The organism is Mesorhizobium sp. M7A.F.Ca.MR.148.00.0.0 (genome assembly GCF_003997735.1).
Lineage (GTDB): Bacteria > Pseudomonadota > Alphaproteobacteria > Rhizobiales > Rhizobiaceae > Mesorhizobium.
On record NZ_RZTB01000013.1, the window covers coordinates 11,576 to 22,757 of the forward strand.

11 protein-coding genes are annotated in these 11,182 nt (G+C 63.3%); 6 read left to right on the forward strand and 5 right to left on the reverse strand.

What is annotated here, in order from left to right; genetic code table 11:
• The 3 genes from EOB49_RS37435 to EOB49_RS07375 form a co-directional block, all read right to left on the reverse strand.
• On the reverse strand, positions 1-1,554 hold a 1,554-nt coding region (locus EOB49_RS37435), incomplete at its 3' end, for a chromosome segregation SMC family protein (protein WP_245472576.1).
• Between the two features lie 105 nt (positions 1,555-1,659).
• On the reverse strand, positions 1,660-2,403 hold the full coding sequence (locus tag EOB49_RS07370) for a DsbA family protein (protein WP_127268828.1): 744 nt from the start codon (positions 2,401-2,403) through the stop codon (positions 1,660-1,662).
• Between the two features lie 163 nt (positions 2,404-2,566).
• Positions 2,567-3,067, reverse strand: coding sequence for a DUF721 domain-containing protein (locus tag EOB49_RS07375; protein WP_127268827.1), 501 nt, complete (start codon positions 3,065-3,067; stop codon positions 2,567-2,569).
• A gap of 53 nt (positions 3,068-3,120) precedes the next feature.
• Between EOB49_RS07375 and mutY the strand changes: the two genes are divergently transcribed.
• Together mutY and EOB49_RS07385 are read left to right on the forward strand one after the other, a co-directional pair.
• Positions 3,121-4,293 carry an A/G-specific adenine glycosylase gene (mutY, locus tag EOB49_RS07380; protein WP_127380610.1) on the forward strand — a complete coding sequence of 391 codons (1,173 nt, stop codon included), beginning with the start codon at positions 3,121-3,123 and terminating at the stop codon, positions 4,291-4,293.
• Complete coding sequence (locus tag EOB49_RS07385) at positions 4,286-4,897, forward strand: HAD family phosphatase (protein WP_127380611.1); 612 nt, start codon at positions 4,286-4,288, stop codon at positions 4,895-4,897. Before mutY ends, EOB49_RS07385 begins: the two co-directional genes overlap by 8 nt.
• A 66-nt stretch (positions 4,898-4,963) precedes the next feature.
• On the opposite strand, the gene EOB49_RS07390 is transcribed toward EOB49_RS07385, so the two are convergent.
• Complete coding sequence (locus EOB49_RS07390; RefSeq protein ID WP_127268824.1) at positions 4,964-6,097, reverse strand: site-specific DNA-methyltransferase; 1,134 nt, start codon at positions 6,095-6,097, stop codon at positions 4,964-4,966.
• Between the two features lie 176 nt (positions 6,098-6,273).
• On the opposite strand from EOB49_RS07390, the gene EOB49_RS07395 reads away from it, so the two are divergent.
• Positions 6,274-6,960 (forward strand): HAD family phosphatase, encoded by a 687-nt coding sequence (locus EOB49_RS07395; RefSeq protein ID WP_127268823.1) that lies wholly within the window; start codon positions 6,274-6,276, stop codon positions 6,958-6,960.
• A gap of 42 nt (positions 6,961-7,002) precedes the next feature.
• Here EOB49_RS07395 and EOB49_RS07400 read toward each other — a convergent pair whose 3' ends face one another.
• Complete coding sequence (locus EOB49_RS07400) at positions 7,003-7,734, reverse strand: hypothetical protein (protein WP_127380612.1); 732 nt, start codon at positions 7,732-7,734, stop codon at positions 7,003-7,005.
• 128 nt (positions 7,735-7,862) lie between these two features.
• On the opposite strand from EOB49_RS07400, the gene thrC reads away from it, so the two are divergent.
• Genes thrC through EOB49_RS07415 form a run of 3 tightly spaced genes read left to right on the forward strand, consistent with a single transcriptional unit; the run spans position 7,863 to position 11,179 of the window.
• Complete coding sequence (gene thrC, locus EOB49_RS07405) at positions 7,863-9,260, forward strand: threonine synthase (protein ID WP_127380613.1); 1,398 nt, start codon at positions 7,863-7,865, stop codon at positions 9,258-9,260.
• Between the two features lie 14 nt (positions 9,261-9,274).
• Positions 9,275-10,567 (forward strand): pitrilysin family protein, encoded by a 1,293-nt coding sequence (locus EOB49_RS07410; protein WP_127380614.1) that lies wholly within the window; start codon positions 9,275-9,277, stop codon positions 10,565-10,567.
• Between the two features lie 15 nt (positions 10,568-10,582).
• Entirely contained in the window at positions 10,583-11,179 is a 597-nt protein-coding gene (locus EOB49_RS07415) for a GNAT family protein (protein ID WP_127268573.1), read from the forward strand.
• Positions 11,180-11,182: the final 3 nt, after the last annotated feature.

Sequence of the window (11,182 nt, forward strand, 5' to 3'; positions counted from 1 at the left end):
GCTGATCTGCTCCAGCACGGCCGGGAAAAGATCGCCACTGGCGGCATTCAGGATTTTTGCCAGCGTGCGCGCTTCGGTTTCGATCCGCGCCAGCTCGGCCCTGGCATCCTGAAGCGGTGGCCGGGCAGAACTTTCCGTGGCGCGGGCATCGATGACAGACTGCTCGGTCTCGGACACGGCAGCCTCGGCCTCCTCCAGCAGCGCCATGGCCTGTTCGACCAGCACCCGCTTCTCGGCCGGATCGGGCAGGCCAGCGACCTTGGAGAGTATCTCAGACAATTCCCGGTCAACATCGGCAAGCTGACGGGCGAAGCGGTCGCGGCGCTCGGCGGTGTCGCGCAGCGTCCGTTCGATCTGGTTGCGCGAGGCGGCTGCCTCGGCCCGCTCGGCGGTCAGCGCGGCGAGCTTGGCTTCACTTTGCGAAAGCGTCGACGCCGCCTGTTCGAACGCCGCACGGGTGGTGGCTTCGCGTTCGGCGGCGCCGGCATTTTCCGAATTGAGTGCTGCCTCTTCGGTGCGAAGGCGCTCGAGAATGTCCGCATTGTCGCGGACCATGCGCTCTTCACGTGCGATATCGCCGTCGAGCTGCTGTAGCCGGCGCTCGAGTTCGCTCTGACGGGCGCGGATGCGGCCGGCTTCCTCCTCGATTTGCGACTTGGCGATCGACAGGCGCTGGAAGGCAGCAGCGGCGGCGGCTTCCGCGTCGCGCAAATCCGGCAATCGGTGAGCACCGATACCTTGCTCCCTGGCGGCGGCCATCTGGGCCGCGGCGCGGTCGCCGACAAGGGCTGTCGCAACCGCCAGCGCCGAACGCGCCTCGCCTTCCTGGGTCTTGGCCAGTGTCCAGCGCAGATGCAAGAGCGTCGCTTCGGCCTTGCGGATATCGGCCGACAGGTTCTTGAAGCGGGAGGCCTGGCGCGCCTGGCGCTTCAGGCTTTCGATCTGGCTTTCCAGCTCGCCGACGACGTCGTCCAGTCGTTCGAGGTTCTGCTCGGCCGCCTTCAGCCGCAGTTCTGCCTCGTGGCGGCGGGTGTGCAGGCCGGAAATGCCTGCTGCCTCTTCGAGCAGCGCGCGGCGTGCCTGCGGCTTGGCCTGGATCAGTTCGCCGATGCGGCCCTGACCGACCATCGACGGCGAACGCGCGCCGGTCGACTGGTCTGCGAACAGAAGCTGCACGTCCTTGGCCCGCGCCTCCTTGCCGTTGATACGGTAAAGCGAGCCGGCCTCACGCTCGATGCGGCGCGACACCTGCAATTCGTCGGCATCGTTGAAGGCAGCGGGCGCCGAGCGGTCACTGTTGTCGAGGAAAAGTGTGACTTCGGCGGTGTTGCGTGCCGGGCGCGTGCCCGAGCCGGAAAAGATGACGTCGTCCATGCCGGACGCGCGCATGTTCTTGTAGGAGCTTTCGCCCATCACCCAGCGCAGCGCCTCGACAAGGTTCGACTTGCCGCAGCCGTTCGGCCCGACAATGCCGGTCAGTCCGCGTTCGATGACGAACTCGCCGGGCTCGACGAAGGACTTGAAACCGAGGAGGCGAAGGCGCGAAAACTTCATTCGCGCCGCCCACTAAGCGGATTACCGTGGTTTTGCGATGAGAATTCGCGGCACGACAGGAAGCCGCGCACGCCGAAGCGCCGCCGCTTCAGGGCTGCCTGGACGTCAGAGCAGAGGGTCGATGATGGCCGACATTTCCTCAATCGACATCGCCCCCTTGTAGGTCTTACCGTTGATGAAGAAGGTCGGTGTCGAGTCGACCTTGAATTCATTGGCGCCACGCTTCTGGACCGATCTCACATCGTCCAGAAGTTTCTGGTCCGTCAAGCAGGCCTCGAAGGACTCCTGTGTAAAACCGGCGAGCTTCGAGATTTGCAGCAGTGCATCCTTGGTGTTCTGAACGCCAGCCCAGTTCGCCTGCTGCCTGAACAGGACGTCGACCATAGGGTAGTAGTTGTCCTTGGCGCAGCGCGCCAGCATAAAACCGGCTTCGGCACTCGGATCGAACGGGAATTCGCGCAGGATGTAGCGCGCCTTTCCGGTGTCGATGTACTTGGTCTTCAGGTCCGGAAAGGTGGTCTCGGCGAAATGCGCGCAGTGCGGGCAGGTCATCGAGGCGTATTCGACGATGGTGACCTTGGCGTCGTCCTTGCCAAGCTGTTTGTCGGGCAGCGCACCCGGCTTCATCAATTCCGCCATGTCCACGGTGCCCTGGGCTTCCGGCGCGGTGGCGGCGGCCGGCGTGGCCGGCGTCGCGGGGGCGGCCGGGGCCGCAGGCTTCACATCCGCGGCCTTCGCCTCCTCGCCAGAGTCGCTGCAGGCGGCGAGCAGGGCCACCGCCGGAATGGCGGCCAGCGAAGACAGGACGTTTCTGCGAGACAAGCTTTGGCCAAACGGGGGACGGTTCATACGAATCACCTGACAAGGGTTGGATTTTGCAATGCAAAGACACGAAAAGGCGAGAGTTGGCGCGAATTAAGGCATCTCGATCCCCAATCCAATCGCGAAACCTGACAAGGGCGATCACGAATGCGAGATATTGACGACGAATCCATGACTTTCTTCAAGACGCCTATGACTTTCTCTCCCCGATAATGGTCGCGCCAAGTTTCTCCAACGAGGCGCGCAGTTCATCATTATCGACCAGGCCGACAGTTCCCGACAATTTCGTCTTCTCAGCCGCCGTCAGCGGCCTCAGGGCCGGTTTGCGCCTTCCTTTGTCGGTTGTCACCGGCTTCTGCAGGATCCTGATGCGATTGATGGCGGTGAAGCCGAGGAAGGCATTGACCCGGTTGATGATCTCGCCCGTCTCGTGCTGCAGATGAAGTGCCGCCATGCCTTCGCAGGCAATGACCAGCACGGCCGGCTCGAACGGATCGTCCTCATGCATACGGCGCGGCCACTGGATTTTTTCGGGGCGCGAATGGCTGGCCAGCCGCGGGCCGGCGATCTCGTCCCATGACTGGACGAGGCCGATCGAAATGCCAGCCCGTTTGCGCAGCACCGGATCGAGGATCCTGGTCGCGAGATCGCTGACCGGGACGGGATTGCCGTAGGGCGTTCTGCCTGCCATGTACGTCCTCCAGCCAAGACCCCAGCAGATACCGGCCAGGCCGATACAGATCAATGGCACCAGCAGACCAGACCCGCAAGACCGTATCCTGGGATAGTGGCAAAGCCACATCCGGGGATAGCAGCAGAGCTGCATCCGGGCATATCGCGTCCCGCCTGCTAGGCTGGTACGACGTGCATCACCGTGAATTGCCGTGGCGCATCACGCCTCGTGAGCATGCGCGCGGCGTGCGGCCTGATCCCTACCGTATCTGGCTCTCCGAGATCATGCTGCAGCAGACCACCGTCGAAGCGGTGAAGGCCTATTTCCGGATTTTCGTCGAGAAATGGCCCGATGTCGGGGCGCTGGCTGCGGCGTCGGCGGAGGATGTGATGAAGGCCTGGGCCGGGCTCGGCTATTACTCCCGCGCCCGCAATCTCAAGGCCTGTGCCGATCTTGTGGCCGCGCGTGGCGGCCGGTTTCCCGACACGGAAACGGCTTTGAGAGAACTGCCAGGCATCGGCGCCTATACGTCGGCGGCCATCACGGCGATTGCCTTCGACCGTCCCGCCGCCGTTGTCGACGGCAATGTCGAACGCGTCATCTCCCGGCTGTTTTCGATCGCAACCCCGCTGAGCGAAGCCAAGCCCGAAATCCGTGCCCATGTCGAGCGCATGGTGCCCGGGACAAGGCCTGGCGACTTCGCCCAGGCGATGATGGATCTCGGCGCCACCATCTGCACGCCACGCCGGCCGCGCTGCATGCTGTGCCCGTTGCGCGAAGACTGCAGCGCGGTCGTTTCAGGCGATCCCGAGCACTTCCCGGTGCGCCTGCCCAAGGCCGACAAGCCGCAGCGGCACGGCGCGGCCTTTGTCGCCGTGCGGGCCGACGGCGCCATCCTTCTGCGCAAACGGGCGGAGAAGGGTTTGCTCGGCGGCATGACCGAGGTGCCGACGACGGGCTGGACCGCGCGGATCGATGGGGCGACCACCGAAGCGGCCGCGCCCTTTCCCGGCGACTGGCGGTATGCGGGTCGCATTGCGCATGTCTTCACGCATTTCGCTCTCCAACTCGAAGTCTTTCACGCTCACATCAAAGGTGATGCGCCAGACGGGCATTTCTGGTCGCTCGCTCACGAGATTTCCGGCGAGGCGCTGCCGACTGTCATGAAAAAGGCAATCGAGGCTGCGATACCCGGCGCGACGAAAAAGCCGTCGCTACACAGTGCAAAGAGGCCCCATGACTGAAATACGCCACATCGTTTTCGACATCGGCAGAGTGCTGATCCACTACGATCCCAACATTCCGTTCAGCCGCCTCATTCCGGATGCCGAAGAGAGAAAGTGGTTTTTCGACAATGTCTGCACGCATGATTGGAACATCGAGCAGGATCGCGGCCGGACCTGGGAAGAGGCTGAGGCGCTGCTGATCGCGGACCATCCCGATCACGCGGAAAACATCCGCGGGTTCCGCCGCCACTGGCACGAGATGGTTCCACATGCCTATGACGACAGTGTCGCCATCATGCTCGGCCTGATCGAGAGCGGCCACGACGTGACCATGCTGACCAACTTCGCCAGCGACACGCTGGCCGAGGCCCGCGAGCGCTTCGATTTCCTCAATCGTCCACGCGGCGTCACCATCTCGGGCGAGATCGGCATGATCAAGCCCGATCGCGGTATCTACGATCACCACGTCGCCGCGTTCGACCTCGAACCGTCAGCCACACTGTTCATCGACGACAGCCAGAAGAATGTCGACGGCGCCAAGGCGGCCGGCTGGCAGTCGGTGCTGTTCACCGATGCAGAGACGCTTCAAGCAGACCTCGAACGTCTCGGAATCAAGGCTTGATTTGAATCACTTCGCGCGATCCGTTGAGCCTTTGAATCAACGGCATTCGAAGCAATTGGCAGGGGTTCAGGCCCCTGCCCGCTCCATGCCGAGCCGCGCGATGCGGCGAAGCTCGTCGATCGGGGTCAGGCCACCGCTGCGCTCATAATGCCAGAAGGTCCAGCCGTTGCAGGCATCCAGCCCCTGCACTTCGGCGCCGATCTTGTGGATCGAACCGGCGCTGTCGCCGATCGCCACCGTACCGTCGGCGCGCACCTTGGCGGCCCAGCGCTTCTTGGCGTCGTAGAGCGTCGCACCCGGCATCATCAGGCCGGTGTCGATCAGGCTGACGAAAGCAACGCGCGGTTCGGCCCGCTTGCCGGTCAGCACGGTGAGATCGGCGCCATCCAGTGGCCGCACCGCGTCGATGCGCTCGTTGGCGGCGTCGATATAGGCCTGCTCGCGTTCGATGCCGACGAAATGGCGGCCGAGACGCTTGGCCACCGCGCCCGTGGTGCCGGAGCCGAAAAAGGGATCGAGCACGATGTCGCCAGGTTTGGTCGAGGCCATCATGATGCGGGCAAGCAGCGCTTCCGGCTTCTGCGTCGGGTGCAGCTTGTCGCCGTTGTCGTTCTTCAGCCGCTCGCCGCCGGTGCAGATCGGAAACAGCCAGTCGGAGCGCATCTGGATATCGTCGTTGGACGCCTTCATGGCTTCGTAGTTGAAGGTGTAACCCTTGCCCTTCTGGTCGCGCGTGGCCCAGATCATCGTCTCATGCGCGTTCTGGAAACGGCGGCCACGGAAATTCGGCATCGGGTTGGTCTTGCGCCAGACCACGTCGTTGAGGATCCAGAAGCCGAGATCCTGCATCTTGGCGCCGACACGGAAGATGTTGTGATAGGAGCCGATGACCCAGATGGTGCCGTTGGGTTTCAGCACCCGGCGCGCCGCCAGCAGCCAGGCCCGCGTGAAAGCGTCATAGGCCTCGAAACTCTCGAACTGGTCCCATTCGTCGTCGACGGCGTCGACCTTCGACTGGTCGGGGCGGTGCAGGTCGCCGTCGAGCTGCAGATTGTAGGGCGGATCGGCGAAGATGACGTCGATCGATTTTTCGGGCAGCCGGTCGAGCGCGGCGACGCAGTCGCCCTTGAGGATCGTGTCCAGCCATTCGGATTGCTGGGGAGCGTGGGATAGCTCGTCGAGAAGACGCACGGCAGACATTCTGACACCCAGGGCACGCGTTACTGTTTACTCCTGGTTATGGTTACCGATCAGCGTAAATATTCCGTGAAGGCCAAGGGACGGGTGGGGCGAATTTGCGAAGGCGGCCCTGTTGGTGTATGCCGCGCCGCCTGAGCCTTCCGAGGCCACTTCGCCCTCCCATTGTCCGGATCACCATGCCCCAGCCAGACCTTGTCATCTTCGATTGCGACGGCGTGCTCGTCGATTCCGAGATCATCGCCGCCCGTGTCGACGCCGAGCTTTTGACCTTGGCAGGATACGAGATATCGGCTGAGGAGATTTCGGAGAGCTATGCCGGCCTGACCTTCAAGGACATCATGCTGCGGGTCGAGGAAAAGTCCCGCATTCCCTTCCAGGCCTCTCTGATCGACAGGGAGGAACAATTGGTCGACCGCAAACTGCGCAGCGACGTCCGCGCCATCGATGGCGCGCGCGAGGCCGTTGCCGCGGTAACCGTGCCGCGCTGCGTCTGCTCGAATTCACGCTCCGAGCGGATCGAATTCATGCTGGAGAAGGTGCATCTTTTGCCGTTTTTCGCCGACCGGATTTTTTCGGCGATGGAAACACCGACCGGGAAAACGAAACCGGCGCCGGACGTGTTCCTGTTCGCGGCGGAGAAACTCAACGCCAACCCGGCAAACACTTTCGTCATCGAGGATTCCGTGCACGGCGTCCACGGCGCAAGGGCGGCGGGCATGCGGGTGATCGGCTTCACCGGAGCCGCCCACAGCTATCCCGGCCATGCCGACGCGCTCACCGAGGCCGGCGCCGAAACGGTGATCCGCCGCTGGGCGGAGTTGAAAAGCGTGATCGCGGCGCTGTCGGAGTGGTCGGACGCCTGAGAAGCGTGCGCCGCGACGCACGCCTCATGCAACTGCCGAGACCTAGTTCGTCGCGGCAGCCCTCTTGCGGCGGGTCTTCTTCGGCTTGTCGGCCGTTGCCTGATGCGCGGTTTCGTCATAGCCGGCAAAGGCCTGATAATCCTGCGCCGTCGGCTCGGGCACGACGACATTGGAATCGGTGAAGACGAACTGCGTGGCGACCGAAGGATCGGTGACCTGGACCTGATACTGGTGGAGCTGCGAATAGAGGACCTCGGTGCCATGCATCACAGCCGTTCGGATCGGCATGGTGATCGTGCCTGGAGAAAACTTCGGTCCGGGGACAATCTTGCCGGCGACCGCGATCTTCATCGTCAGCTGGCCGTTGGCACGGCTGCAGTCGCGTGTCACGTCGCTGACCGACGCCTGGTAGATGATGTTGGCCGATTCGTCGGGCGGAGTTGCAGCAGCGGCGTCGGCCTCGGCCTGGGCCGCGGCATCCTGCGCGGCGTCGCCGGTCTTTTTGATCCTGGGCTTGGGCTTCTGAGCTTCCCTGGAATAGGTGTTGAAGAAGGCCGTACCGTCGCGCACCGTCACCCGGGGGCAATAGGCCTGCAACTGGCTGGCCAGTATCTTGGGATCCTGGGGCGGCGGTGGCGCCGTCGGGTCCTCCTTCTTGCCTATGCCGAGGTTCAGGATGCGATTGTCGCCCGATTGGCAGCCGGCGGCGGCAAGCATAAAGCCGGTGAGCGCCAGACCCGCCAAAAAGCGACCACTGAATGTACGAAACGCCATGAAACTGCACTTCCCTCTCGCAAAGCTGGTGACGTATATCAACCGCGCGGCAAAAATGCGACTGAGCCAGCGCAGAAATTAACCACCTTGCGGTGGATGGAAAAGCCAAGCAGTAACGGAATTGTGACATGCACTATGTGAGTACCCGCGGGGAAGCCCCCGTTCTCGGATTTTCCGACGCCGTGCTGGCCGGGCTGGCGCGCGACGGCGGGCTCTACGTGCCGCGCGAGTGGCCACAGTTTTCCGCCGCCGAGATCCGCGCCATGCGCGGCCTTGCCTATCCCGACCTTGCGATCCGCGTGCTGTCGCCGTTCCTTGGCGACGAAATCCCGGCCTCCGTTTTCGAGCGGCTGGTGCGCGAAGCCTATGCCACCTTCCGCCACGAGGCCGTCTGCCCGCTGGTGCAGACCGGCCCCAACACCTTCATCCTGGAACTTTTCCACGGGCCGACGCTCGCCTTCAAGGACGTGGCAATGCAGCTTCTGGCCCGGCTGATGGACCATGTGCTTGCCGAACGCGACCAGCACGCCACCATCGTCGGCGCCACCTCGGGCGATACCGGCGGGGCGGCCATCGATGCCTTTGCCGGTCGCAGCCGGACCGACATCTTCATCCTTTTCCCGCACGGCCGCGTCTCGCCGGTGCAGCAGCGGCAGATGACGACGTCGACGGCTGCAAACGTCCATGCGTTGGCGATCGAAGGCAATTTCGACGATTGCCAGGGCCTGCTCAAGGACATGTTCAACGATCACGGCTTTCGCGACCGGGTTGCGCTTTCGGGCGTCAATTCGATCAATTGGGCCCGCATCATGGCCCAGATCGTCTATTATTTCTCCTCGGCGCTGTCGCTCGGCGCACCGGACAGGCCGGTCTCCTTCACCGTGCCGACCGGCAATTTCGGCGATATCTTCGCCGGCTACGCTGCCAAGAAGATGGGACTGCCGATCGAGCGGCTGGTCATCGCCACCAATGACAACGACATTCTGGCGCGCACCTTTTCGACCGGCGAATACCGCACCAAGGGCGTCTTTGCGACCACGTCGCCGTCGATGGATATCCAGGTGTCGTCCAATTTCGAACGCCTGCTGTTCGAGGCCTCCGGCCGTGACGCCGCGACCGTGCGGCGCTACATGGACGGTCTGAAGCAGTCCGGCGCTTTCACCATCGAACCCCAGCAAATCGCCGGGATGCGGTCGGAATTCGACGCCGGCCGGGCTGATATGGACGAGGTCGCCGCCACCATCCGCTCGACGCTCGCGGGCAGCAACTATCTGCTCGATCCGCACACCGCGGCAGCTGTGCATGTCGCTGCGGGCAAGGCGTCAGGCGCCGTGCCGATGGTGGTGCTGGGTACTGCGCACCCGGCAAAATTCCCGGCCGCCGTCGAAGCCGCCAGCGGCGTGTCGCCCGCACTGCCCGCATGGCTAGGTGGGTTGATGACATCGGAGGAAAAATACACGGTACTTCCCTCCGACCTGAAAATGGTGGAAGATTATGTCGGCCGCCGCGCGCGGGCGGCGCGTTAAGGAGTACTAGCCATATGGGTGTTGAGGTAAGCCGTCTGTCGAACGGCCTGACAGTCGCCACCGAAACCCTTCAAAGCATCGAATCGGTTGCCCTTGGTGCCTGGGTCAAGTCGGGTGCCCGCAATGAACGTGAGGACGAGCATGGCATGGCCCATCTGCTCGAGCACATGGCGTTCAAGGGCACGAAAAGGCGGAGCGCCTTCGAAATCGCCTCGGAGATCGAGGACGTCGGCGGCGAGATCAACGCCGCCACCAGCGTCGAAACCACTTCCTACTATGCCAGGGTGCTCTCCGACGACGTGCCGCTGGCCGTCGACATTCTTGCCGACATCCTGCAGGAGTCCGAATTCGACCCGCAGGAACTCGAGCGCGAACAGCATGTGATCCTGCAGGAGATCGGCGCCGCGCACGACACCCCCGACGATATCGTCTTCGACCGCTTCACGGAAACCGCCTATCGCCATCAGACGATTGGACGCTCCATTCTCGGCACGCCCGAAACGGTCAAATCCTTCACCTCCAAGCAACTCCACGACTTCATCGAGCGGCAATATGGCGCCGAGCGCATGGTGATTGTCGCCGCCGGCGACATCAAGCATGACAATTTCGTGCGCGAGGTCGAAAAGCAGCTCGGCGGCTTCCGCAGCAAGGCCGACAGCACCATCCCGCAATATGCGCAATATGTCGGCGGCGACTTCCGTGAGGACCGCGACCTGATGGACGCGCAGATCGTGCTGGGGTTCGAAGGCCGGGCCTATCATGTGCGCGACTTCTATGCCTCGCAGGTGCTCTCGATGATCCTCGGCGGCGGCATGTCGTCGCGCCTGTTCCAGGAGGTCCGCGAGAAGCGCGGCCTGTGTTATTCGGTCTATGCCTTCCATTGGGGATTTTCCGACACCGGCGTCTTCGGCGTCCATGCCGCGACCGGCCAGAGCGACATCGCCGAACTGGTGCCTGTCATCATCGACGAACTGCAGAAGGCCGGCGAGAAAATCCTGCAGGAAGAACTCGACCGGGCGCGCGCCCAATATCGCGCCGGACTGATCATGTCAGCCGAAAGCCCGGCCAGCCGCGCTTCGCAGATCGCACGGCAACTGCTTCTGTTCGGCCGGCCGATCGCCAAGGAGGAACTGATGGAACGGCTGTCGGCGCTGACGATCGAGCGGCTGACCGACCTGTCGTCGCGATTGTTCTCGACCAAGCCGACGCTTACCGCTGTCGGGCCTGTGGGTACGCTGGCGCCATACGAGGCGATCCTCGAATCGCGCGCAGGCACGCAGACCACGGCCCGTAAGCTCGCCGTCTAAGCCCCTCGAAGCGTCGTGTTCGCGCTCCCTTTCTTTCGCCGCGACCTGCCGGCGCTGAAAGGCGACCGCGTCACGCTGCGCGTGCCGTTCACCAACGACTACCGCGAGTGGGCGGTGGTGCGCGGCGAAAGCCGCGCCTTCCTCGAACCCTGGGAGCCACGCTGGACTCCCGATGAACTCGACCGCAACGCATGGCGGCTGCGCATCAGCCGCTACCGCGAAGATTATGCGCAAGGAACCGCAATCGCCTTCTTCATCTTCGAGAAGAGCAGCGGCAAGCTTGCTGGCGGCATCACGCTCGGCAACATACGCCATGGCGTCTCGCAAAGCGGCCATGTCGGCTACTGGATCGGCGAGCGCTTCGGCGGCCGCGGCCTGATGACCGACGCGGTCAAGGTGGTGGCCCGCTTCGCCTTCGATACGCTGAGGTTGCACCGGATCGAAGCGGCCTGTATTCCCGACAATATCAGGTCGATCCGCGTGCTTGAAAAAGCCGGATTTCGGCGCGAAGGACTGCTGCGATCCTATCTCAGGATCAACGGCATCTGGCAGGACCACTACCTCTACGCCCGGATCGCGGACGATCCGCCGGGCGTTGGAACGAAGGACTGATTT